Raw genomic sequence first — 23,293 nt, forward strand, 5'->3', positions numbered from 1 at the left:
GATGACGCGCAAGCCTCAATGCCGACCATGCACGGCGGCAGTTTCTGGAAAAATGCCAAGATGTGTCGGCGCCGCAACTGACGGCGCAAAACGACCTGGCCGGCTGCATCAACGCCGTGTACTTGAAAGACCGACTTTGCGATATCCAGACCGATCGTCGAAATTGACTGCATAGGCTGCTCCTCCGAATCGTGGAGCCTCAATCGGCACCCACTCCTTGGCGCTCTCGCGCCGGTGGAGGAGCCGTCCACAGCATCACAAGCGGTGATTGCCCTGCACAGGAAAAGCGACCAGTATAGTAATCACTTTGTATCCAGTGCCTCGGCGCAATTGCACGCCAACCAGGAGGAAAAACTGATGATCAAGGCGCTCGCCCTCGCGTGTGTAACACTGCAGGTCATTGCGGGATCAGCCCTCGCACAACAGGCTGGCATCAAGCGTACCGTTCTTCACTCAATTGATTTTCCCGAGGGCTACACGACCGTAACTGCGGTAGTAGAACTCCCTGCCGCAACTTGTGCAGGCCGCCACACTCATCCGGGAATAGACAGTGGCTACGTCATCGAGGGTGACTTCGTCCTTAAGGTGGACGGAAAACCTGAACAAAAACTCAAGGCTGGCGACTCATTCGAAACGCAGCCTATGACGATACATGATGCTTGCTCAGTATCCGGTACCAAGCTGGTCGATACTTGGGTAATAGAAAGAGGCAAACCGCTGGCGACCCCGGCGAACTGATTGGCGATGTACGAAGCGGAATTTCGCTTTCGAGCGCATTCGGTCGATTGCAGCACGTAACGTCTATGACTGCTTCGGGTCATCAGCGTCGGTTGCGCCGCGTTGCCGGCTTTTCCGCTCCACCCCCTGAAAGCCGACATTCGGTTGATCGCCGGAGTTCGCCGGTGTGGGCCAGCAGCGGGCAACCGTCGGTTCAGTTTGGATAAACTCAACGTAGGCCGGCGAGGTGCCGTTGACTCGCTTCGTAACGAGCATTGGCTTCCTCAAATAGGCGTCGCCTCTGCTCACGGTCCAAGGGGTGCTCGTGAAGGGTCAGCGAGTCCCATTCGCTGCGCTCAGCGGCAAAAAAATCGCCGCCGTAAATGTGGATTGCGCCGGTCAGCCGATCAATCGGGTTGATGACCGAGTGGATAATGTCGGAGTCGAATGCCACGGCGTCGCCTTCGCAGAGAGCCTTCGCACCAGCGGCCTCGACTTTGTTTGGAGTGCTTGGAATGCGTCGCCAGAAGATATTGTCTTCTCGACCTGAGTAAACGCCGATCACGGCCCACATCCGGTGATCGTGAGGCATCACCATCATGCCGGGCGCCCAGACGACGTTGAGGATTGTAAGCGCGTCCGAATGGAAGAGCTTGCGACTCTCGGGGCGCTCCGGCTCGCCGAGCCCTCTGAGGACTGCCGCCGGTTCGGACAGAGCGCGTGCAAGGACCTCACGAACCGCCTTGTGGGTTGGGTCCGCCGCCGAAGCTGCGCGGCAGTCGGCGATGAATTGCGCGGTTTCAAACATACCAATCTCCTATTAGAGACCAATGCCGTTAACCGGATCGCCCGGCGGCTCAATGTGTGCGCGACCTCTCTTGGCTTAAACTTCCTGCTCTGCGGTTGCTTCTCGTCCGTTCGATTCGTTGTCGCGCGACCATTCATGGCGTCCTTGCGCGATCTCCAGTCCGTGCCGGCGTCCCTCCGCGATGCCCTGGGCGATTGCCCTTGCAACAAACTGTGCATCAGCAGGCGAGAGATGTTCCAAAAGCTTCCATGAACACGCGATCTGTCGACCACGTTCCAGGTCCCCGTAGCAAGCAACAGGAGGCGGCGGCTTGATCGGCATTCGCAACTCCGGGACCGCTGTGACCAAAAATCTACATCACCTGCGATTCGTCAGCCATGCGCTTCAATCTGCATATTTGGCATTTTGCGTTGCGAGATGCATGGCGACCGGTCAATCAAACCAGCGTCCGCTCAGGGTCTTTTGCATCGATTTTGGCATGTCCGCAGCATGTCCGGTAAGGGGGCAATCTCGGAAATGCCGATTGTCCGGTTTTTGCTGATTGAAGGCATCGGTTCTTGCCCTCACGCCGGGTGAGGCGCACGACAATCGGCTGTATTCGGTTCTCCTCGGCACATTCCTTCCAAAAACGATGTTACTCGCGGATCGCGGATACGACGCAGACTGGATCAGGAAATTGGCCCGCCAGCAAGGCGCATCGGCCATCATCCCGCCGAAGTGCAATCGCAAAGACCCTATCTACTTCAGCCCTTACCTGTACCGCGCGCGCAACTTGATCGAGCGGTTCTTCAACAAGATCAAGCAACGTCGGCGTGTCGCAACCCGATATGACAAACAAGCTGGCAGCTAACTGCCTAGCGTTCGTCAAGCTCGAATCCGTCCGCATTTGGCTACGTGCTAATGAGTCCGCGCCCTAGCTCAAAAATATTTGCACTGTTGCGGCCTGTCTGGTTGATCCCAGGCGAGCCGTTGTGCTTCTTGGCGACAATCAACCGCGCGATTCGTCCATTGCCGCAGCGATTTTTCCCAATCAGGCTTGTAATCGCGTCCGGCGTCTTTTGGTGCGCGTTCATGGGGGCCGGTGTAGCGCTGCGGCCAGTTCAAAATGCCGCACCGCCCCCCGCTGCTAGCGAGCTGTTCGCCACGCCGACTATGGTACGGACCCTTGCGATCACGCCCGAGCCGTCATTCGAGCAACGCTGGCAGGTACCGACTCCGCAGTTTACACCGTGGATTGTTGACCAGGATGAACCATCAGCTCCGAACGGCGAGCAGCGTAGCGCACGAGGTGCCGAGAAGCGGCACCAGGGGCCGCCACTTTCACATCGGCAGTCATCTGTCCTGGAGGTGCAGACGCCATCGCAGCGCCTCACGACGCGTTGCCGCTCCCGCGTGCGCCCCGATAGGACCGGCGCAGCAGCGCAAACAGGCTGCCGCCGGTGACCGCGCCGAGCAGGTAGACAACGATCGTCAACAGCGCGAGCGGGGCACGGACCTCGAAGCGAAGCAGCGACATGGTCACGACCTCGAGGTTCTGCATGGCGAAGATGAGCGTTGCCAGCGCAAACAGCACGATCGCCGCAAGATAGATCCAGCGCATCCGCCGCCTCCTGCTGCCGACAACGCGCGGATTGCGTCAGGCAGTCGCCGCCCGGCGCAATCCGAAGCCAAGTCCGATCCAGCTCGCGCCCGCGAAGATCAGGTCGATGCCCAGGAAAATCCCGAGCGTATAGACGCTGCTGACGGGCCAGTGCGCCAGAATGATTCCGCCGAGCAGGAGCGTGATGACGCCTGACAGCGCCACCCAGATCCACGGCGATTCGCGCTTCATGCTGAAGGCGAGAAAGATCCGCACCAGGCCCGAGGCGACCAGCGAGGCGCCGAGCACGAGCGTCAGCACGGCGGCTGCGAGCAGCGGATTTTCGAAGGCGAAAAAACCCGCGATGATGTAGAGGACGCCGAGCAGCGCCCAGACCAGGAACTTGCCCCAGGTCTTGATCTGGAAGGCGTTGAAGACTTCGGCGACGCCGGCGATGATCATCATCACGCCGACAACGAAGACGCTTGCCACCGTCGCCATCACCACGCTGCCGAGCGCAATGAAGCCGGCAATGACATAGACGACGCCGAGCGCGATGATCCAGCCCGAACCGGCACGCAGCGGCGCCATATCATGGGCAGGTGAGCCTGGCATCGTGTTGGAGAGATTTGTCATGGCAGTCCTCCGGTCCGAATCGTGAGGTCTTGCGGGAGACCACGCTAGGATAGCGAAGGCGGGACGCGGCAGACAACAGGTATTGCAGGACCGCTTCATTCTATTTTGGATAAATTGTATCGTTTGCCCGCAACGAACGATCTTCGGGACACCGGCTCATGCCGCCATCCGCTCTGTCGGCCGCCAATGGCCTCTCGATCCGCACCATGCGACCGGAAGAGGTTGCCCTGGCAGTGGATTGGGCCGCGACCGAAGGCTGGAACCCCGGTCTTTCCGATGCCGCCTGCTTTGCAGTTCCCGATCCGGAAGGCTTCTTCCTGGGCGAAGTCGACGGGGTACCCGCCGCAACGGTCTCCTGCATCAATTACAACGACCGCTTTGCATTTCTTGGCTTCTACATCGTGCGTCCGGACCTGCGCGGCCGCGGCTTCGGATTGCAGATATGGAATGCGGCCGTCGCACATGCCGGATCGCGCGTGATCGGCCTCGACGGCGTGGTGGCGCAGCAGGAGAACTACCGGAAATCCGGCTTCAACTTCGCTTATCCGAACGTGCGCTACGGCGGCACGGTCACGTCAACGAGCACGCCGCGGGCCGAGGTGATTGCACTGACGGATGTCCCGTTCGCGACCATCGAGGCCGACGACGCGACGGTGTTTCCGGCACCCCGGGGCGCGTTCCTGCGGGCGTGGATCGACGTGCCCGGGCACGTTGGTTGCGCGCTGATGCGTGACGGCCGGCTTGTCGGCTGGGGCGTGATCCGGCCCTGCCGCAAGGGCCACAAGATCGGCCCTTTGGTCGCCGAGGACCGGGCTACGGCCGAGACAATTTTGGCAGCCTTGCTGGCAAGACTGACCGGCGGCGAGATTTTTCTTGATGTACCCGGCGTCAACCCCGACGCGATCGCCTTGGCGCAGAGCCTGGGGCTGTCGCCAGTGTTCGAGACCGCCCGCATGTATACGGGTGCAATCCCGAAACTGCGCCTGGAGAAGGTGTTCGGCGTCACGACCTTCGAGTTGGGTTAGCTGTGTGCCGCATGAGCGAAAGCAACATGCGGGACTCCCCGGGTATCGCTCCGCTCACCCCATCTACGCGTCCGTACGAAGCAGCTCAACGCCTCGTCAGAAACACAGGCTCAACAGCTTGACGTGGCACTCGGAGGCCGCGGGCGCCGCGCGGGCTTCGCGTTTGACCACGACTTCGCGCTTCACCGCGACCATCGGCTCCTTCTCCTTGCGGCCCTTCGGCGACTTCGGCTTGTTCTCCTCATAATCGCCGGCAATCTCCATGGCCCAATAGGTGCGCTTGCCAGAGGCGTCCTTGGCGCTGGCGATGCCGACGCGGGAGGCGTTGTGGAGCAGGAGGTTCTTGCGGTGCTCGCTGGAATTGATCCACTGATCGAGGGTCTTCGGGAACGTATCGTAGCCGTAAGCGATGTTCTCGGCGGCGCGGCCGGCGCGCGACGGCGCGATCCGCGACGAGAACGAGCCCAGCACGCTGTGATCGAGCGTGTTCCTGCCGGCCATCGCTCTCGCCTGCTCGAGGGCAATGCGGTTGAGCGTCGGATCGATCGTCACGGTGCCTTCGCCGTGGTTATGGCGGAAGCCCGAGATCAATTGCGCAGCCGTCGCCTCCGCGGCGCGGGCCGGATCAACGGACAGCGCCAGCGCGGACACTGCAACCAACAATGCTATGATTCGAATGATCATCGCCCCCGGGCGCCCCGATACGATCATGTGCCTTTTGGCGGCCCAAAACCGGCCTTTTGATGGCCGCAGGCCTATTCAACCGCCGCCAGCGGATAGATATCGATCGCGGCGCGCACGCGCTCGGCGCCGGCTTCCGGCACGAACACAACGATCTTGTAGGTCTGCATCGGCCCCGGACTTTCGATCTGCCCATTCAATGAGCGCTTCCTGCCCTACACCGCGCCGAAGAGGCAACCACCTCTGCCCACACTCGCCATGGCCGCCGACCCTGCCATCCCGAAACAACGCTTGTGCGGCGCAGCATGAAGACTAAATTACGCTGAGATTCAAACTTTAAATTACGGAAGTTCTTTCCCTTTGGCCGATATCAATGCCAATGCCTCGGTTGAGTCCTCTGCGAAAGAGGCCTCGAGGCACCTCCCCATGGGCTTCGCCGAATTCGTCGTCGTGATCGCAACGATCATGGCGCTGAATCCGCTGGCCATGGACATGATGCTGCCTGCGCTGCCGAACATCGGTTCCGCCTTCCACATCGACGTGGCGAACCGCCTGCAGGCGGTGCTGTCGGCGTTCCTGATCGGCTTCGGCGTCGGACAATTCGTCATCGGTCCGCTTTCAGACAGCTTTGGCCGCCGGCCGGTGCTGCTCGGCGGCATGGTGCTCTATGCCATTGCGAGCGTGCTGGCGATCGCGGCGCCCTCGTTCGAAACGCTGCTGCTGGCGCGGGCGCTGGAAGGGCTCGGCACCTCGGCGACACGGGTGATCGCGACATCCGTGGTGCGCGACTGCTACGCCGGCCGCCGCATGGCGAGCGTGGTGTCGCTTGCGATGATGGTGTTCATCGCGGTGCCCGTGGTGGCGCCCTCGTTCGGCCAGGCGGTGATGGCGCTGACGCATTGGCGCGGCATCTTCGTGGTGCTCATGGTCTACGGCATCGTGGCGCTGGTCTGGACCTGGCTGCGGCTGCCGGAGACGCTGCCCAGGCCCGAGCGCAAGGCGTTTTCGATCCCTGACGTGCTCGATGCCTATCGTCAGACCGTGACCAACCGCCAGACCCTGGGCTATGCGATCGCCGCAGGCGGCGTCATGGGCGCGCTGTTTGCTTTCGTGTTCTGCGCGCAGCAGGTGTTCACCGGCATCTACAAGCTCGGTCACTATTTCCCGCTCGCCTTTGCCGGCATTGCCGTCGGCGTCGCCGTGGCCGGCTTCCTCAATGCCAGGCTTGTCGGGCGGCTCGGCATGCGCGTGATCTCGCACAGTGCGCTGATTGGCTATATCGCCGTGGCGGCGACCCTGTTCGTGGCCGAGCAAGCCAATGCGGTGCCCTTTCCGCTGTTCATGGCGCTGTCGGCGCTGATGATGTTCTTCTTCGGGCTGATGACGGCGAATTTCACCGCGCTCGCCATGGAGCCGCAGGGCCGCATCGCGGGCACGGCCTCCTCGCTCTACGGCTCGATCACGACGCTGCTCGGCATCGGTATCGGCACCACCATCGGCCAGGCCTATGATGGCACGTTGATGCCGTTTTCGATCGGCTTCCTGCTCTGCACGCTGGCGACGCTCGTGGTGGTGGCGATCACGGAGAAGGGACGGCTGTTCAAGCCGCACGCCCAAGTAAAGAACGGAGTGAAGAACGGGTAGTCACGTAGCCCTATTTGGCGGCCACCTTCCGCCGCGCCAATCTCTTCGCCCCGCGCTTGCCTTCCGCCTCCAGCGCCTTGCGCACCTTCGCGAATTCCTTCAGCGAGGCCTTGTCGGCGCGCGGGAATCTCAGGTCGAGCGCGTCGAGCGCTTTCACGATGGTCGAGCCGATCACCACCCGCGCGAACCATTTGTGGTCGGCTGGCACCACATGCCAGGGCGCTGTCGGCGTGGAGGTGTGGCGCAGGATGTCCTGGTAGACCGCCTGATAGCGGTCCCACCAGGCGCGCTCGTGAACATCGCTCATGGAGAACTTCCAGAGCTTTGACGGCACCTCCAGCCGATCGAGAAAGCGCTGCCGCTGCTCCTCCTTGGAGATGTTGAGGAAGAATTTCAGGATCACGGTGCCGTTGCGGGACAGATAGCGCTCGAACGCCGCGATGTCCTCGAAGCGCTCGCGCCAGATGTTCTTCGTGGCGAGCTTCGGCGGCAGCTTCTCCGCCGCGAGCACCTCGGGGTGTACCCGCGTGACCAGGCACTCCTCGTAATAGGAGCGATTGAAGATACCGATCATGCCGCGCCTCGGCAGCGCGATCGTGCTGCGCCACATGAAGTCATGATCAAGCTCATGAGAGGTCGGCTGCTTGAAGGAGGTCACCTCGCAGCCCTGCGGGTTGACGTCTTCGAAGATGTGCTTGATGGTCGAGTCCTTTCCTGCGGCGTCCATGCCCTGCAGGATGACCAGGACCGACCAGCGGTCCTGCGCGTAGAGCCTTTCCTGATAGTCAGCAAGGCGCTTGCGGTTCGCCTCCAGGATCTTTTCCGCCTCGTCCTTGTCGAGGCCGCCCTTCCCGTCGGTCTTCTGCGATCTGAGATGAAATCGCGCCGAGCCGTCGATCCGGTAGGGCGAGATGAAACGGTCGAGTTCGGCGGCGGTGGAGCGGGAATGGGCTTTGGGCATGCGCTGGGGTCCGGGCTTTTTACAACACGAATGACGACTCAGCCGAACTGCATCTCCAGAAATGCCGTGACGAACATCGGCATGCTGCTTTTGAAGTCGCCCCTTGATCGAACGAGATGCACGGCAGCAAGTTCCGGATGGTCCTGACTAGCGAGGTTCGCCTCGATCCTCGCGCGCGCCTCCTCGCCCGGCATGTCGAGTTGCAGCGTGCGCATCAGCGCAATCGCGGGACCGCTGACGACGCAATCCCAGTGCGCTGCGGCACGATAGTCCGCGGGCGACAGCCCCGTCTCCTCCTCGATCTCCCGCGCGACGCTGCCGGCAATATCGAGCCGGTCGCCAAAGACATCGTCGCGGTCGGGCGTGCCGGCGGGAAAATAGATGCGGCCGGCGTTGGAGGTGTCCGCGCCCATCTCGCCGAGCACGAAGGCGCCGTCGGAACAGCGCAGCGCGCCCATGCCGAAGCCGTTGAAGACCTCGCGATCGGGAAAGCCCCAGTCGCGCCAGGCCAGCATGTCGGCGAAATCGGTCTCGAAATAGGTTGCGGAAAAATGCGTGCCGTCAAAGGACGGCGCGCGGCCGAGCAGGATGCGGCCGTTCCACAGCTTCGGCCTCTCCCGCTGCTTCTCGGCAAAATGCGCCGCGATCTCGTCCCGGCGCGTTTGCGCAAAGGGCCAAGCGAAGGGCTCGACGATCAGGTCCAGCGTCTCGACGCGGTGAATACGCGCAGGCGTCATACCGCTATTTCGCGTTCAGTCCCGTCGTCTTCTTGGCCTGCTCGACGAACGTATTGGTGTAAGTCTTGCTGACGTCGATATTGGCTTTTGCCACTTCCGGCGAGCCCTCGCTGAACACCGCAAGCACGGCATCCGCGCCCTTCGGGTCCATCTTGCCGGTCTCCGAATACATCGGAATGGTGTTCTTCAGCGCGGCAAGATAAAGCGCCTTGTCCTTGCCGACCATCTCCTCGGGCATCTTGGCCATGATGTCCTCAGGCGTATGCGAATGGATCCAGGCGAGCGTCGACAGAATCGCATTGGTGAGCGCCTGCGTTTCCTTCTCATGCGAGGCGACCCAGCTTGCGGTGGCATAGAGCGCACCACCCGGATATTCGCCGCCGAAGGTCGCCAGCGTATCCTTTTGCGTGCGGGTGTCGGCGAGGATCTTCAGGTCCGGATGCGCGCCCTGCAGCACGGTGACGGAGGGATCGAGCATCACGGCAGCATCGATCTGGCCCTGCTCCATGGCGGCAACCGCGGTGGCGCCAAGGCCGACGCCGATCACGGCCGCGCTGGTGGGATCGAGGCCGTTTTTCTTCAGGAGATATTTCAGGAAGAAATCGGTCGAGGAGCCCGGCGCGCTGACGCCGACCTTCTTGCCGGCGAGATCCTTCACCGAGTTGATCTCCTTGGCATGCGAGGGCGAAACCACCAGCACCAGGCCCGGATAGCGGTCATAGACCACGAACGCCTTGAGCTCCTGCTTCTTGGCGGCGAGGTTGACGCAATGGTCGAAGTATCCAGACACGACATCCGCGCTGCCGCCGAGCACGGCTTTGAGCGCATCCGAGCCGCCCTTGAGGTCGACGAGATCGACACTGAGCCCGGCCTTGTCGAACTCGCCGAGCTGTTTTGCCAGCACCGTCGGCAGGTAGCACAGGCAGGCCCCGCCGCCGACGGCGATGGTGATCCTGGTTTCGGCCGCGGCCAGCGGCGACGCCAGCACGAGCGCAAACAGCGCGGCGGCGATGCGGCCAAGGATGTCAGTCATTGTTTCCTCCATTCGGGCTGGTGCGAAAGATAGAGCAGCGGGGGTGGCTTGCAAAGACCGCCTTCCGTCGTGCTCTCTCGGTCGTTAATTGTCCCACGGTCATTCCGGGGCGATGCGCAGCATCGAACCCGGAATCTCGAGATTCCGGGTTCGCCTCTGCGACGCGCCCCGGAATGACGGAGGAGACGTCATCCTCTCCCATCTGCCGGCGCCGGGTGCCAGACCAGAAGCCTGCGCTCGACCAGCGTCACGCCGATGTCGATCAGGATCACGAACACCGACAGCACGAACATGCCGGCGAAGACGCCGGCGACGTCGAACACGCCTTCGGCCTGCTGGATCAGATAGCCGAGCCCGGCTGCGGAACCGAGATATTCGCCGACGACGGCCCCGACCACGGCAAAGCCGACGGATGTGTGCAGCGAGGAGAACATCCAGGACAGCGCGGAGGGCCAATAGACATGCCGCATCAACTGCCGTTCGCTCATGCCGAGCATGCGGCCGTTATTGAGCACGGTGAGGCTGACTTCCTTGACCCCCTGATAGACGTTAAAGAACACGATGAAAAAGACCAGCGTCACCCCGAGCGCGACCTTCGACCAGATGCCCAAACCGAGCCACAGCGTGAAGATCGGCGCCAGCACCACCCGCGGCAGCGCGTTGGTCATCTTCACATAGGGGTCGAACACCGCGGCGACGGTCGGCTGGCGCGCGAACCAGAAGCCGACCAGAACGCCGCCAGCCGAGCCGATCACGAAGGCCAGGATCGATTCCCACAGCGTGATCGCAAGGTGCTTCCAGATCACACCACTTGCGAACCATTTTACGATCTGCGCGAACACGTCGACGGGATTGGAGAAGAAGAACGGCGGCAGAATGATTTTCCCAAACACCGGCACGGTAGCGAAGAGCTGCCACAGCACCAGCACGACGACGGCGACGAGCAATTGCAGCGCGAGCAGCGACAGCCGCGACATCACACCGCCTCCGCCGCTTGCGCCGACTGCGCGTAGCCCTTCATGACCTCACCCTTGAGCACGCTCCAGATCTCCTTGTGGAGGTCATGGAATTCCGGCTTCATCCGCGTCTCGAAAATGTCGCGCGGGCGGGAAAGCGTCACCTTCCAGTCGCCGATGATGCGGGCGCCCGGGCCCGCCGACATGATGACGACGCGGTCGGCGAGTGCGATCGCCTCTTCCAGATCATGGGTGACGAACAGCACCGCCTTGCGGTCGGCGTTCCAGAGATCCAGCAGCAGATTGCCCATCACCTGGCGGGTCTGCGCGTCGAGCGGGCCGAACGGCTCGTCCATCAGCAGGATTTTCGGATTGCGAATCAGGACCTGCGCAAGTCCGACGCGCTTGCGCTGGCCGCCGGAGAGCATGTGCGGATAGCGGCTGCCGAAATGGGCAAGCCCCACCGACGCCAGCCACTCACGCGCGCGCCTCACGGCCTCGCTGCGCGGCGTGCCCGCGATCTCAAGCCCAATCGCGACATTGTCGAGCGCGGTCTTCCACGGAAACAGCGCATCGGCCTGGAACAGGTAGCCGGCATCACGGTTGAGACCAGGCAGCGCGCGGTCGAAAATCCGCACGTTGCCGCCGGCCGGCTTCAACAACCCCGCGGCGACGTTGAGCAGGGTCGACTTCCCGCACCCGGTCGGGCCAACAATCGCAACGAACTCGCCGGGCGCGACCGCAAGATTGGCCTTTTCGACCGCGGTGTAGACCCGTCCGTCGCCGAGCCTGAAAGCCACTGTCGCGTCATCAAGCGCGACTGCTGTTGGCGCCTTTTCGTTCACCGCATGCCTCCCCAATCGGACGAATGCCTTAGCTGCTTGCGCGGACAAGTTCAATCAAGGGCCGCGGCATGCTACCAAGGGCCGTTCCTGCCCCCTCCCCTCGAGCCCCGGATATCACGAAGTCGAGACCGAATGACCATAGCGTTGATCAGTTATGCCCATGTGAGCAAGCGTTTTGGCGAGGCTGCCTCGGCTGTGACCGCCGTCAATGACGTTTCGCTCGACGTTGCCGCAGGCGAATTCCTGGCCATTGTCGGCGGCTCCGGCTCGGGCAAGAGCACGCTGCTGCGGCTCGCCAATCGGCTGATCGATGCGGACGATGGCACCGTCATGGTGGAAGGCGCCGACATACGCGCGGTCGATCCGGTCACCCTGCGTCGCCGCACCGGCTATGTGTTCCAGAGCGGCGCACTGTTTCCGCACATGAGCGTCGGCGACAATATCGGCATCACGCCCAAGCTGCTCGGCACGCCGGCGCGCGAGATCGCCGCGCGTGTCGACGAGCTGCTGGCGCTGGTGCGGCTCGACGGCGGCGCCTACCGCGACCGCCTGCCGCACGAGCTCTCCGGCGGGCAGCGCCAGCGCGTGGGCGTGGCCCGGGCGTTGGCCGCCAAACCGCGCATCGTGCTGATGGACGAGCCGTTCGGCGCGCTCGATCCGCTGACCCGCGATGCGCTCGGGGAGGATTATCGCGCCCTGCACAGCAAGCTCGCGCTGACCACGGTCATGATCACCCATGACATGACGGAGGCACTTCTGCTGGCCGACCGCATCGCGGTGATGCACGCCGGCAAGATGCTGGCGCTGGGCACGCCGGTGGAGCTGTCGGCAAGCCGCGAGCCTTACGTGATGGAGCTGTTGCGCACGCCGCGGCGGCAGGCCGAGCGGCTGAACGCACTGCTGCCAGGAGCGGGTCCGTCATGAGCCTGCTCTCCGATCCGCGCCTTGCCGAGGCCGCCGGCCATTTGCCCGACTATCTCGGCAACCACCTGCGCGTCAGCCTCGCAGCACTTGCGCTTGGGCTTGCCATCAGCCTGCCGTTGGCGATCCTCGCGCGCAACCGCCCGGTGATGCGGGGCGCGCTGCTGGCGGTCGCAAGCATCGTGCAGACGGTACCGGGACTTGCGCTGCTGGCGCTGTTCTATCCGCTGCTATTGGCGCTGGCGTCGGTGACGCTGTCCTGGTTCGGTTTCGACTTCTCCGCCTTCGGCTTCCTGCCGGCGATGCTGGCGCTCGCGCTCTATTCCATGCTGCCGGTGCTGCGCAACACCATCACCGGGCTCAACGGCATCGATCCCGCGCTGGTCGAGGCCGCCAAAGGCGTCGGCATGACGGAGCGGCAGTCGCTGTTCACCGTCGAGCTGCCGCTGGCGCTGCCGGTGATCATGGCGGGGATCCGCACCGCGGCGGTGTGGGTGATCGGGACCGCAACGCTGTCGACGCCGATCGGGCAGACCTCGCTCGGCAACTACATCTTTGCAGGCCTGCAGACCCAGAACTGGGTGTTCGTGCTGTTCGGCTGCGTCGCGGCGGCGGCATTTGCGTTGATCGTCGATCAGCTGCTCGCGCTGCTTGAAAGCGGGCTCGCCTCCCGCAAGCGACTGCGCACCGCACTCGGCGGCGCCGGCATCGCCGCGCTCGTTGCGGCTGCCCTGGCGCCGGCGATCGCGCGCTCGCCGTCGAGCTATGTGATCGGTGCCAAGACCTTCACCGAGCAATATGTGCTCGCCGCGCTGATCGCCGACCGCCTGCACGCGTCCGGCTTGCAGGCGACCACGCGCGCCGGCCTCGGCACCAACGTCATCTTCGAGGCGCTCGCGGCGGATGATATCGACGTCTATGTCGATTATTCCGGCACGCTGTGGCTGAACCAGTTTCACGAAAGCGGCGTCAAGCCGCGCGCGGAGCTGCTGGCCGATCTGAAGGCGCGGCTGGGAAGGCACGACATCACCCTGTTCGGCACGCTCGGCTTCGAGAACGCCTATGCGCTGGTGATGCCGAAGAAGCGCGCCGACGCGCTCGGCATCCATTCCATCGCCGACCTCGCGGAGCATGCAGCGACGCTGTCGATCGCGGGCGACTACGAGTTCTTCTCGCGACCGGAATGGGCAGCGCTACGCAAGGCCTACGGCCTGACCTTCCGCACGCAGCGGCAGATGCAGCCGGATTTTATGTATGCGGCGGTGGCCTCAGGCGATGTCGACGTGATCGCGGGCTACACCAGCGACGGGCTGATCGCCAAATACGACCTGGCGGTGCTCGACGACCCCAAGCACGCGATCCCGCCTTACGACGCAATGATCCTGCTTGCGCCGAAGCGGGCGCACGATGAGAAACTCGCGGCGGCGCTTTCGCCGCTGCTCGGCAAGATCGATATCGCTGACATGCGCGAGGCCAATCTGCGAGCCAGCGGCAACGATGCGGACTCTTCGCCCACATCAGTTGCGCGCTGGCTCTGGCAGAGAATCGGAGGACGCTAGCAACAGCCTGGGGGATGCAAGCTGCGCTAGGCCCTCACCTCCTGCCGTTGGAAGAGAATGTAGCCGGCGACGAACAGCACGATGGTTGTCGCGATCAGGCCGACGGTCTGCGGCCAGGCAATCATGATGCTTTCACCGAGCGGCAGGGGCGAGCCCATCACCGCACCACGCAGCTGATCCAGGAACACCGCGCCCAGCGTGCGCGTGGTCGGGGACAGGATCGCCAGCATCGCCTCGCCAAAGAGATCGTTCGGCGAGAGGCGCAGCAGGAACTGCGACCACAATCCGGTGTCAGGCGTCTCCAGCCCCAACGCAAGATAGCGCGGATCGGGCGGCGCAATGATCTGCGCGAAGGCCGGCGCCAGCATCGGCCACAGCACGGCGAGGAACAGCCAGATACCGAGCGCGACCAGCGCGGCCGTCGCCGGCGAGCGGAACACGATCGACAGCAGCATGGAGAGCGACAGCCACACGCCGGCATAGACGATCGCGATCACCAGGAACACCAGCGAGCGGCCGATCTCCTCCGTGCCCGGCGGCACGCCGAGGAAGATGAGCCCCAGCCCGATCACCATCAGCCACAGCGCGGTGAGGCTCACCGCGAGCGTCGCGAGGCCCGCGAGAAATTTCCCCATCAACAGCGCGTCGCGGTAGATCGGCTGTGCCAGCAGCCGCGACAGCGTGCGCCGGTTGAACTCGCTGTTGACGGAATCAAAGCCGAGCCCGATCGCCATCAGCGGGATGAGGAAGCCGAGGATGGCGACAAAAGACGGCAACGGCGCGTTCGACAGCGTGAATAGCCGCAGCAGCAGGAACGGATCCTCCGCGGTGTTCTGGCGGAGATTATCGATCGCGCCGTAGAGCGCGGCGAGCGCCGTGAGCACGATCAGCAGTTCCAGCACCAGCATGCGCACGCTGGAAATATTGTCGGTAAGCTCCTTGGCGAACACCGCGCCAAGGCCCTCGAACGGAGAACCCTCACGCCGCATGACGCACGTCTCCCGGAGTTTTGCCCTGGAAATAGCGGGCATAGATCGCCTCGAGGCTCGGCTCGTCGACCGAGAGCCGCTTCAACGCGCCGTTGACGGCAACCACCGCGCGCGCAGCGTCCGGGCGGACGTCGCGCTCCGCGGTCATGCGGAAGCGGTCCTCCGCCAGCGTCTCGACATTGGAGACGCCGGGAATGGTCGCAAGCCGCCGCGCGATGCCGACGCCTTCCGCCTCGACCTCGACCACGAAGCCCGCGCCGAGCACCTGCACCGAGAGCTCGGCGACCGAGCCCATCAGCACGATACGGCCGGACTGGAACAGTGCCACGCGATCGCAGATGCGCTGCACCTGGTCGAGCAGGTGCGAGGACAACAGCACCGTAACGCCTTCCGCTTTCAATTCGCGGATCAAGTCGAGGAATTCCAGCGTCGCCTGTGGATCGAGGCCGGAGGTCGGTTCGTCAAGGATGGCGATCTCGGCTTTCTTGACGATGATCTCGGCCAATCCCAGCCGCTGGCGCATGCCGCGCGAGAAGGTCGCGACACGCTTGTGCGCGACGTCGGAGAGCCGCACGCGCTTGAGCGCATCCGCAATGCGCTGCATCCGCTCATTCAGCGACAGGCCCATCAGCTTGGCAGTGTAGGTCAGATTTTCCACCGCGGTCAGATGGTCGTAGAAGCCGACGGAGTCGGGCAGATAGCCGACGCGCCGCTTCACCTGCAGCGGCTGGCGCGCCGGGTCGTAGCCGAGCACGCTGATGCTGCCTGCTGAAATCTCGGTGAGCCCGAGCATCATCAGGATGGTGGTGGTCTTGCCGGCCCCGTTGGGACCGAGCAGGCCGAACACCTCGCCTTTCCGGATGTTGAAGCTGATCTGGTCGACGGCGCTGGCGCTGCCGTAGCGCTTGCTCAAGGACTCCGCGACGATCACGGTATTGGGCGGAGCAAGCGGAGCTTCATTGAGGAGATCGTTCATCGGCGTCCGAACCTCGTGACAGCACCCAGCATCAGCAGCAGCGCCACGCCGATCACGCCCGCGCCCACCATGCCCCAGACGGTCGAGGTGTTGACGGTGATACGGAACTGGCTCGAGGCGCTTTCGCCACGGGAATTGGCACGCACCGAAACCATGTAGTCGCCGGCCAGCGATTTATCGGACGGCGTCACCAGCGCCTGCACCTCGGCGTCCTTGCCCGGCACGAGGCGATCGATGGTGGCGGGCTCGAACGTCACCTTCCAGCCGCTCGGCGAACTCGCCGACAGCGTGACGTTCTCCGCCGGCGCGCTGCCGCTGTTCGTCACCACGACCGGGATCGAGGTCTGCTGCGATGCGACCGCGCGGGCGCTCAGCAGCCCGTCACGTCCCGCGACTTGCAGCTGCGGCTCGCCCACGACATCGAGCGCGAGGTCCGTTTTGGCAGTGGCATCCTCCGCCTTCACCGTGACGCTGACAGGGAAATGGCCGGCATCGATCGTGCTCGGCGGCCGCACCTTCAGCTTGATGTCCTTGGACTGGCCGGCAGGGACAGGAATCGACGACAGCTCCTGCGTGCCATAGGCCTCTGTGAACGAAGTCTCGAAATTCTCTGGTGCCTGCGCCGCGAAGCTCGCCGTGACGTCGCGTCCCGAATCGTTCTTGATGGAGAGCGTATATTCGAAATTCGATTTCGGGCTGCCCCGCAGCGACGGCAGCTGCGCCTTGACCGAGAGCTTTGCCGGCAGCTCCTTGGCGAGCGCGACCTGGATCGGCAAGCTCGCCTGGTTGCCCTGGCCTTCAGCCTTGATCGTCAGCGTCTGCCCCTCGAGCTTGGAGTCCGCGGGCACGTCGAGCCGCAGCTGCAGCGAGACATCCTTGTCGGGCGCGGGCATTGCAGCCGCGACCGGCTGGCCGCCGCCGAGGATGGTCGCCGTCCAGCCGCTCGGCACACCCGAGACCGAGAGCTGATAGCGATCCGGCGCGAGACCGTAATTCTGCAGACGAAGCGGAATGTTCGACGTCGTACCCGGCCTGATCGTGACCGCGGGATAGTCGGTCATCAGATAGAGGCCCTTGATATTGGGCTCGTGCTCGTCGGCCGCCCGTGCAGGCAGCGCGATCATGAGGGTGGAGATGATGAGAGCAACGGGGGCGAGAGCTGACGCTCGCATGACAACACTCCTGCGATTGAGCACGTCGAAAGTGTGTGTGCCGCGCCGCCGCCGCCGTGGCGGCAAGCGCGAGGGAGACGGCAACAGTCCCGCCAAAAATTTTGGCGCGCCAATTACAAGTGAGTAATGTCCCGCATTTCGCGCTCAGACTTTAGTTTTTGGACTTTAGTTTTTAGACTTTCGTCTTCGCGTCCTACGCGTGGCGAAAATGCGGCACGTACGTCGAGACTCCGCAGGCGAAAACATGCGTACGAGCGCATTGCCTCCGCGATGAACACAACGATTCACTGGAGTTCGAAGCCGAGCCTCGCGATCTTTGCCGCAGGCAATTGGCTGCGAGTTTGTCGCAGAAGGCGATACGCCGACCTGCTCCTGGCCTCACGCCATGATGTTGAGCAGCGTGTTGGTCATGCGCTCGTCGGCCTTCATGACCGTCGCATTGGCGGCAAAACTGTAACTTGCGATCATCTGGCCAACCATCCCCTGGGAGAGGTCGACATTGGGCGCGGCGACGAGGCCGTTCTGGTTGGCGAAGGGAGCCCGCGGATCGTAGACCGCAGTCGTGGACGGCATAGCCGTCGTGACGGTCGTCTGGGTGCCCCCGCCGGCGCTTTCGGTCTGGACGACCTCAAGCGGTGCATAGGCTGTTGGCGCGCCGGCCGGCACCGTGCCATCGGCGTTGGGAAGCGCGCCCGTGCTCATGACATTGGCGACGTTCGAGGCGGAGACCTCAAGACGGCGGGTCGCCGCGTTCATGCCGGACAGTGCGATCGTCGAGATGCTGCTCATCAAGTGCTCGTCGGACGGATAGTCTGGCAATCACTTAATGCATGCGCTCCATAAGCAAGCTTCAATGTCAGCGGCCGAATTCCGGCGGTGGGAGCAACCGATCGTTTACCATTCGGCCGGGGCGACTGTGCAGAGAGAATTTGAACCACCGCGTTCAGCGCCGGATTGACCTCGGCCAGGCGATCGAGACTGGACTGCACCGCTGGCTGCCTCGCTGCGTGTGCTGTACAAGAGGATGCCGTCAAGTCCGATCCAGGGACCGACATGAACCGACGCGGGTTTATTCTGGGACTGGGCGCCAGTGCTGCGTTAGCAGGCCTCGCTGCGGCACGCGCCGCGGCCGACGGCAAGCGCGTGGCGCTGGTGATCGGCAACAGCGCCTACAGGAACGTGCCGGCGCTGCCCAATCCGGCCAATGACGCCGGCGACGTCGCTGCCGCGTTCAAACGGCTCGGCTTTGCCGTGACGCTCATCACCGACGCATCGTTCGACCAGATGCGGCGCGCCCTGATCGCGCTTGGGCGCGATGCGGCGGACGCCGACATGGCGGCGGTGTTCTTCGCCGGCCATGGCATGGAGATCAACGGCGAGAACTGGCTGATCCCGATCGACGCGGAATTGCAGAAGGACACCGACGCTGCCAACGAAGCCGTCAACCTCGGCAGTGTGATGTTGCAGCTGTCGAACACCAGGAGCCTCGGCCTCGTCATTCTCGACGCCTGCCGCAACAATCCTTTCGCGGCGAAGATGCGACGCGCGCTGGCGCTGCGCGCGGCCGATCGCGGCGGCCTTGGCCACATCGAGCCGGTCGGCAATGTGCTGGTCGCCTATGCCGCCCGCGACGGCACCACCGCGCTTGATGGCGACGGGCGAAACAGCCCGTTCACCACGGCACTGCTGCGCAATATCGAGACGCCGGGGGTCGAGGTCACCTTCATGTTCCGCAACGTGCGCGACGACGTCATGGAGGCAACCGCAAACGAGCAGCAGCCGTTCGTCTACGGCTCGCTGTCGCGCAGGGCGATCTATCTTGCAGGCGAACCGTCGGCGGCGGACCAGGCCGGTACGCAACAGGCCAATGCTGCGCCGGCGCCCGCAGCCGCGCCAGCGACGGCGGTGCCCGCACCTCCCCCTCCGGCAATGGATCCCACGCTGGTCGGGACCTGGGAGATCATGGTCCCGAGCGATCGCGGGCAGTCGCGCTGGGTCTGGAACATCATGGGCGACGGCACCTACAATTTCCACGCCGAAGGGGGACGCGCGGTGCGACCTCACGAGGGCAGGATGACCGCAATGAACGGTCATTGGACGCTGCACGCAACGCGGGGCCTTGCGGGCTACACCGACGGCGGCTCCTACGAAGTTCACGACCCCACGGCCGTGATCACAGGCAAGCTCGGCACCGGCTACTGGAAGCGGAGCCTGCAATGACCGAGACTAGCCACGGATCGGCCGACCGCTAACCGCCCGTCGCCTAGGTCCCAGCCAGCGCGTCGCGCATGGCGACCCGTTCGCCGCCGGGCTTGTTGACATAAAGGTGTTGCTCCAGCACGTCCTGCATGTTCTCGAACATCGCGTAGAGATCGTCGCAATAGACAGACGGGTTGTCGTAGCCGTTGTTCCTCGAGAAACGATGCGGGAGATAACCACCGCCGCAGGCATTCATGAACTTGCACGTCTGGCATTTGGCGGCGAGGTTGATCGAGGCGTCACGCGCGGCTTGCCAGCGCGGCTCGTTGCGGACCTCGTCGAGCGCGTGATCGAAGATGTTGAATGTCGTTTGCGTAACGCCCTTGCCCGCGATCCTGAGCACGTCGTGCGCTTCGACCGAGCCGTCGGTCATGACGGTGCACAGCTCGACCGGATTGTAGCCAACGCCCTCGGTCGGCGAGTTGCTGCCGAGCAGCGCGGTCGCCATATCGGTGATGGTGCGGATGTTCACGGCCGGCCGGCTGCGGTTCGCCTCGAGCCAGAGGTCGAACAGGCCGTTGTAGAAGGCGGCGATCGCCGACGGCTTCTCGTCGACCGTCGCGTCCGGGATCATGATGTCGTAGTGGGTGATGCCGCAATCGGCGAAGAAATCGACATAGTCCCGCGGCGGGTAAGCCGGATTGCAGACCGCGAGCGCGCTGACGCGGATGTCTCGCGACACCAACAAGCGCGCGGCGCGCGCGACCGCGTCATGAGTGCCGCCGCCCTGAAACGTGCGGCGGTGCAGGTCGTGGATATGCGCGGGACCGTCGAGGCTGATCGCCACCGAAATGCGGTGCGCCTCGAAACAGTCCAGCCATTGATCGTCGATCAGGACACCGTTGGTGGTGACGGCGATCGGAATGACGCAGCCCGTGCGCGCTGTGATGGCCGCGCAGGCCTCGGCAAAATGCCTGAAATTCGCAACGCCCCACAACAGCGGCTCGCCGCCATGCAGGACGATCGGGAAATCGAACAGGCCATGCGCGGCAACGTGCTCCTCGATGCGCAGCAACAGCTGCTGCAGCACCGCTGCGCTCATCAGCTTGGGCTTGTCGTAGACGGCGGCGTCGCGAAACCAGTAGCAATAGGAGCAGTCGATATTGCAGCGTGTCGCAAGCTTGACCAACAGCTGCGAGATCGGCTGGCTTGCGAAGGCGGCGGAATCTGGCGCATCACCCGACATGCGGGCACCGAAGCGTGCTGAAGGCGTCAAAGACGACTAAAGCGCGATGAGATTTGGTTGAATCGTCATCGCGCTTTAGGTCTATCGAGCATGATCTTTTCGGAAAACCGCTACACACTTTTCCGGATCATGCTTTAGTAGCCGCGACCGAAGCCACGACGGAAGCCGCCGTACGGCCCGACACCGCCCCGGCGGAAGGCGCCGCCGCCATAACCGGGCCCGCGGACGAAACCGCGCCTGAAATAGGCCTCGGTTACCAGCGGCTTGTCCGAGAGAAACTCCTCGGATGCGATCAGGCCCGAGGTGTCTTGATCGGATTGACCGGAGACGATGCCTTTGTCCGAACTCGGCCCGCGCATGTCGGGCAACAATGCGTCGATACCGGGATGATCGCTCTGAATTGTCGCCCCTGGCCCGTGCAACTGCAGCAAGCCTGCAAAAACCTTCAGCGTCAGAATAGGCATAGCTCTACTCCCTCTTCTCTCGGAGGATGCGCTCGATGAAAACCCTATAGCATCGCGCGCCGCTCGGCAATGGGCTTGCCGGATCGCGCGCATCATCGTGGCAGAGCGGGGCTCACGCCTCTTCCGCTCCAAATGGGGAGCACTAACTATCGGCGATATCGTCTTGAAGATCAGGGAGCAGCGATGATGAAGACGGCAGTCGTGATCGGTGTCGGGCCGGAACGTGGACTCGGCGCCCAGTTGTGCAAGCGTTTTGCTGGCAACGGATTGCATGTGATCGTCGCCGGCCGGACGCAATCTGCCATCGACGTCGTTGCCAAAGAGATCGCTTCATCCGGCGGCAAGGCGACGGCCGTGGTCACGGACGCGACCAATGAGCGACACATCGTCGCGCTGTTCGATCGCGCCGGCGCCGAGCTGGAGCTTGCGATCTACAACGCCGGCAACAACACGCCGGGCCGCATTGTCGATATGGACGCCACCTATTTCGAGCAGAGCTGGCGCGTCGTCTGCTTCGGCGGCTTTCTGTTCGGGCGCGAGGCCGTGAAGCGGATGCTGCCCGCGAAAAACGGCACGCTGCTCTTCACCGGCGCCAGCGCCTCGCTGCGCGGCCGCGCAGGCTACGGCGCATTCAATTCGTCCAAGGCGGCGTTGCGGACCCTGGCCCAGGCGATGGCCAAGGAATATGCGGCAGACGGCATCCATGTCGGTCATGTCGTGGTCGATGGCGCCATCGCCGGCGACAAGATTTTTCAGCGTTTCCCTGATGCTGCGAGCCGCGAGGACAGCCTGGTCAGCATCGAAGGGATCGTCGACGCGTTCGAATTTCTCTATCGCCAGCCACAGCGCGCATGGTCGTTCGAGCTCGACGTCCGCACCTCCAAGGAAAGGTGGTAGGCCGCGAGGCGCTTTCGTCCGCACGTCGACTGCAACCGACGCATCGCATCGCCCGCCGATCCCTCGCTGATGCCGCAGCTATTACTGTGAAAAATAGGTCAGCCTCGCTGTCGCGATGGTTCTTTCGGCAGGGACGAAAGAGCCTCGCCGTCATCCAAGGATGCGCTCAATCAGAGGTAGATCACGTTCGCGTTCGACCGAGCCGGTCGAACGCCGCAGTATCGACTTGTCAACTATTGGCGTGGTATCAAATGATCGCCCGGTGACCAGCGCAAAGCCGATTGCAATCGAAATCGTCTTAGGGGGTGAGGAGAAGCAAACGCAGTAGTCTAATTATTTTTGGAGGAGCGGGATGCCGGCTGCAACAGTTTCTGGCGACCCCGTTATTGTGGTCGATAGCATGGAGTTCCGACGTGCGCTGGTCGTTCATTTCCTGAAGGATTGGGCCGCCGCGGAGAAAGTCGAGTTGCTCTCCTTGACCCCGGACCACGCCCATCAGGCGCTACGCGAGGAGATCGCCTGTCGGATGATCATCTACAACGCCGGCGTCGCATCGCGCTCGAGCGCGGACACGCTCGGCGAGATCAAGGTGCTGCGCGCGCTCGCGCCATCGGCCTCCCTGGTGGTCGTGGCGGACGAGGATATCTCCGAGGACGTCGTCGCGGTCATGCAGAGTGGTGCGGAGGGTTACCTGTCGAATGACTCCGCGCCCGACCTTGTGCTGCGTGCACTCTCCTTCGTCCTGCGAGGCGGCACCTATTTCCCGAGGAGCGCCGTCACACATGCACCCTTTCCCGACGATGGGCCGCTGAGGACAACCTCCGAGACCCTCCCGAGCGGCGCCCGCTCGGCATCCGCGAGACGCGATGGTCCTTACGGCCTGCTGCCCGACCTCAGCAAGCGGCAGATGGCGATCCTGCAGCGGCTGTGCCGCGGCGAACCCAACAAGATCATCGGACGCGCGCTCAACCTGCCGGAATCCACGGTGAAGGTCCATGTGCGCGAGATCATGCGCAAGCTCGCCGTCTCGAACAGGACCCAGGTCGCCGTCGTCGTCTCGCGGATGAACGCAGCGCCGCTCCCCGGACATGGTGCGAATCATGCCGCACGCGACGTCGCGCACGATGCCGAGCGAAAGTTGCGCGCCCCCTCGATATGTCCGGCCGACACATCGAACTCGGGAGCGATCAAGCCGTCCAAGAACAAGGGCAATGTTAGCGGACGCGAATAGAGCGCGCCAATCGACGC

Annotated in this window: 25 protein-coding genes and 2 pseudogenes; 9 read left to right on the forward strand and 18 right to left on the reverse strand. The window is 63.5% G+C overall.

Going from position 1 to position 23,293, the window contains the following annotated elements; all coding sequences use genetic code 11:
* A pseudogene (locus A3AI_RS49610) lies at window positions 1-173 on the reverse strand (IS110 family transposase); the annotation flags it as partial.
* A 184-nt stretch (window positions 174-357) separates the two neighbouring features.
* On the opposite strand from A3AI_RS49610, the gene A3AI_RS0136770 reads away from it, so the two are divergent.
* Window positions 358-738 carry a cupin domain-containing protein gene (locus tag A3AI_RS0136770; protein ID WP_024520301.1) on the forward strand — a complete coding sequence of 127 codons (381 nt, stop codon included), beginning with the start codon at window positions 358-360 and terminating at the stop codon, window positions 736-738.
* 208 nt (window positions 739-946) lie between these two features.
* Here A3AI_RS0136770 and A3AI_RS0136775 read toward each other — a convergent pair whose 3' ends face one another.
* Together A3AI_RS0136775 and A3AI_RS46755 are read right to left on the reverse strand one after the other, a co-directional pair.
* Entirely contained in the window at window positions 947-1,525 is a 579-nt protein-coding gene (locus A3AI_RS0136775; RefSeq protein ID WP_024520302.1) for a cysteine dioxygenase family protein, read from the reverse strand.
* A gap of 75 nt (window positions 1,526-1,600) precedes the next feature.
* Window positions 1,601-1,846 (reverse strand): hypothetical protein, encoded by a 246-nt coding sequence (locus tag A3AI_RS46755; RefSeq protein WP_024520303.1) that lies wholly within the window; start codon window positions 1,844-1,846, stop codon window positions 1,601-1,603.
* Window positions 1,847-2,081: 235 nt separating this feature from the next.
* Between A3AI_RS46755 and A3AI_RS44240 the strand changes: the two are divergent.
* Window positions 2,082-2,442: pseudogene (locus A3AI_RS44240) on the forward strand (transposase); the annotation flags it as partial.
* Between the two features lie 452 nt (window positions 2,443-2,894).
* On the opposite strand, the gene A3AI_RS0136790 reads toward A3AI_RS44240, so the two are convergent.
* On the reverse strand, window positions 2,895-3,125 hold the full coding sequence (locus A3AI_RS0136790) for a LapA family protein (protein WP_024520304.1): 231 nt from the start codon (window positions 3,123-3,125) through the stop codon (window positions 2,895-2,897).
* Between the two features lie 36 nt (window positions 3,126-3,161).
* Window positions 3,162-3,740 (reverse strand): HdeD family acid-resistance protein, encoded by a 579-nt coding sequence (locus A3AI_RS0136795; protein WP_024520305.1) that lies wholly within the window; start codon window positions 3,738-3,740, stop codon window positions 3,162-3,164.
* Window positions 3,741-3,898: 158 nt separating this feature from the next.
* Between A3AI_RS0136795 and A3AI_RS0136800 the strand changes: the two genes are divergently transcribed.
* Window positions 3,899-4,765, forward strand: coding sequence for a GNAT family N-acetyltransferase (locus A3AI_RS0136800; RefSeq protein WP_024520306.1), 867 nt, complete (start codon window positions 3,899-3,901; stop codon window positions 4,763-4,765).
* Between the two features lie 96 nt (window positions 4,766-4,861).
* On the opposite strand, the gene A3AI_RS0136805 is transcribed toward A3AI_RS0136800, so the two are convergent.
* Window positions 4,862-5,449 carry a CAP domain-containing protein gene (locus tag A3AI_RS0136805; RefSeq protein ID WP_156928117.1) on the reverse strand — a complete coding sequence of 196 codons (588 nt, stop codon included), beginning with the start codon at window positions 5,447-5,449 and terminating at the stop codon, window positions 4,862-4,864.
* Window positions 5,450-5,520: 71 nt separating this feature from the next.
* Window positions 5,521-5,646 (reverse strand): hypothetical protein, encoded by a 126-nt coding sequence (locus A3AI_RS50055; RefSeq protein ID WP_283807312.1) that lies wholly within the window; start codon window positions 5,644-5,646, stop codon window positions 5,521-5,523.
* 160 nt (window positions 5,647-5,806) lie between these two features.
* Between A3AI_RS50055 and A3AI_RS0136815 the strand changes: the two genes are divergently transcribed.
* The gene (locus A3AI_RS0136815) at window positions 5,807-7,090 is read left to right on the forward strand and encodes a multidrug effflux MFS transporter (protein WP_024520308.1); all 1,284 of its coding nucleotides are present in this window, start codon (window positions 5,807-5,809) and stop codon (window positions 7,088-7,090) included.
* A gap of 10 nt (window positions 7,091-7,100) precedes the next feature.
* Here A3AI_RS0136815 and A3AI_RS0136820 read toward each other — a convergent pair whose 3' ends face one another.
* The 5 genes from A3AI_RS0136820 to A3AI_RS0136840 all read right to left on the reverse strand — a co-directional run bounded on the left by A3AI_RS0136820 (window position 7,101) and on the right by A3AI_RS0136840 (window position 11,622).
* Entirely contained in the window at window positions 7,101-8,051 is a 951-nt protein-coding gene (locus A3AI_RS0136820) for a polyphosphate kinase 2 family protein (protein WP_024520309.1), read from the reverse strand.
* A gap of 38 nt (window positions 8,052-8,089) precedes the next feature.
* Window positions 8,090-8,788 (reverse strand): hypothetical protein, encoded by a 699-nt coding sequence (locus tag A3AI_RS0136825; protein WP_024520310.1) that lies wholly within the window; start codon window positions 8,786-8,788, stop codon window positions 8,090-8,092.
* A 4-nt stretch (window positions 8,789-8,792) separates the two neighbouring features.
* Window positions 8,793-9,821, reverse strand: coding sequence for an ABC transporter substrate-binding protein (locus tag A3AI_RS0136830; RefSeq protein WP_024520311.1), 1,029 nt, complete (start codon window positions 9,819-9,821; stop codon window positions 8,793-8,795).
* Between the two features lie 188 nt (window positions 9,822-10,009).
* The gene (locus A3AI_RS0136835) at window positions 10,010-10,798 is read right to left on the reverse strand and encodes an ABC transporter permease (protein ID WP_024520312.1); all 789 of its coding nucleotides are present in this window, start codon (window positions 10,796-10,798) and stop codon (window positions 10,010-10,012) included.
* Window positions 10,798-11,622 (reverse strand): ABC transporter ATP-binding protein, encoded by an 825-nt coding sequence (locus tag A3AI_RS0136840; RefSeq protein ID WP_024520313.1) that lies wholly within the window; start codon window positions 11,620-11,622, stop codon window positions 10,798-10,800. The genes A3AI_RS0136835 and A3AI_RS0136840 overlap by 1 nt, the downstream gene beginning before the upstream one ends.
* Before the next feature lie 132 nt (window positions 11,623-11,754).
* On the opposite strand from A3AI_RS0136840, the gene A3AI_RS0136845 reads away from it, so the two are divergent.
* On the forward strand, window positions 11,755-12,546 hold the full coding sequence (locus A3AI_RS0136845; protein WP_024520314.1) for an ATP-binding cassette domain-containing protein: 792 nt from the start codon (window positions 11,755-11,757) through the stop codon (window positions 12,544-12,546).
* Window positions 12,543-14,102 (forward strand): ABC transporter permease/substrate-binding protein, encoded by a 1,560-nt coding sequence (locus A3AI_RS0136850; protein ID WP_024520315.1) that lies wholly within the window; start codon window positions 12,543-12,545, stop codon window positions 14,100-14,102. Before A3AI_RS0136845 ends, A3AI_RS0136850 begins: the two co-directional genes overlap by 4 nt.
* A gap of 26 nt (window positions 14,103-14,128) precedes the next feature.
* On the opposite strand, the gene A3AI_RS0136855 is transcribed toward A3AI_RS0136850, so the two are convergent.
* The 4 genes from A3AI_RS0136855 to A3AI_RS0136870 all read right to left on the reverse strand — a co-directional run bounded on the left by A3AI_RS0136855 (window position 14,129) and on the right by A3AI_RS0136870 (window position 18,028).
* Window positions 14,129-15,091 (reverse strand): ABC transporter permease, encoded by a 963-nt coding sequence (locus A3AI_RS0136855; RefSeq protein ID WP_024520316.1) that lies wholly within the window; start codon window positions 15,089-15,091, stop codon window positions 14,129-14,131.
* Window positions 15,081-16,067: an ABC transporter ATP-binding protein gene (locus A3AI_RS0136860; RefSeq protein ID WP_024520317.1), complete on the reverse strand. Its 987-nt coding sequence runs from the start codon at window positions 16,065-16,067 to the stop codon at window positions 15,081-15,083. The genes A3AI_RS0136855 and A3AI_RS0136860 overlap by 11 nt, the downstream gene beginning before the upstream one ends.
* Entirely contained in the window at window positions 16,064-17,239 is a 1,176-nt protein-coding gene (locus A3AI_RS0136865) for a COG1470 family protein (RefSeq protein WP_024520318.1), read from the reverse strand. The genes A3AI_RS0136860 and A3AI_RS0136865 overlap by 4 nt, the downstream gene beginning before the upstream one ends.
* Window positions 17,240-17,617: 378 nt before the next feature.
* Window positions 17,618-18,028 (reverse strand): flagellar basal body rod protein FlgC, encoded by a 411-nt coding sequence (locus A3AI_RS0136870; protein ID WP_024520319.1) that lies wholly within the window; start codon window positions 18,026-18,028, stop codon window positions 17,618-17,620.
* 264 nt (window positions 18,029-18,292) lie between these two features.
* Between A3AI_RS0136870 and A3AI_RS45595 the strand changes: the two genes are divergently transcribed.
* The gene (locus A3AI_RS45595; RefSeq protein ID WP_024520320.1) at window positions 18,293-19,459 is read left to right on the forward strand and encodes a caspase family protein; all 1,167 of its coding nucleotides are present in this window, start codon (window positions 18,293-18,295) and stop codon (window positions 19,457-19,459) included.
* A gap of 43 nt (window positions 19,460-19,502) precedes the next feature.
* Here the strand turns inward: A3AI_RS45595 and A3AI_RS0136880 are convergent, their stop codons facing one another.
* Together A3AI_RS0136880 and A3AI_RS0136885 are read right to left on the reverse strand one after the other, a co-directional pair.
* Window positions 19,503-20,684 (reverse strand): radical SAM protein, encoded by a 1,182-nt coding sequence (locus A3AI_RS0136880; protein ID WP_024520321.1) that lies wholly within the window; start codon window positions 20,682-20,684, stop codon window positions 19,503-19,505.
* 134 nt (window positions 20,685-20,818) lie between these two features.
* On the reverse strand, window positions 20,819-21,148 hold the full coding sequence (locus A3AI_RS0136885) for a hypothetical protein (RefSeq protein ID WP_024520322.1): 330 nt from the start codon (window positions 21,146-21,148) through the stop codon (window positions 20,819-20,821).
* Window positions 21,149-21,331: 183 nt separating this feature from the next.
* On the opposite strand from A3AI_RS0136885, the gene A3AI_RS0136890 reads away from it, so the two are divergent.
* Both A3AI_RS0136890 and A3AI_RS0136895 read left to right on the forward strand, forming a co-directional pair.
* Window positions 21,332-22,045 (forward strand): SDR family NAD(P)-dependent oxidoreductase, encoded by a 714-nt coding sequence (locus A3AI_RS0136890; RefSeq protein ID WP_245287036.1) that lies wholly within the window; start codon window positions 21,332-21,334, stop codon window positions 22,043-22,045.
* A gap of 352 nt (window positions 22,046-22,397) precedes the next feature.
* Window positions 22,398-23,276: a LuxR C-terminal-related transcriptional regulator gene (locus A3AI_RS0136895; RefSeq protein ID WP_084801165.1), complete on the forward strand. Its 879-nt coding sequence runs from the start codon at window positions 22,398-22,400 to the stop codon at window positions 23,274-23,276.
* Window positions 23,277-23,293 lie beyond the last annotated feature (17 nt).

The sequence above is a fragment of the Bradyrhizobium sp. Tv2a-2 genome (assembly GCF_000472425.1).
Lineage (GTDB): Bacteria > Pseudomonadota > Alphaproteobacteria > Rhizobiales > Xanthobacteraceae > Bradyrhizobium.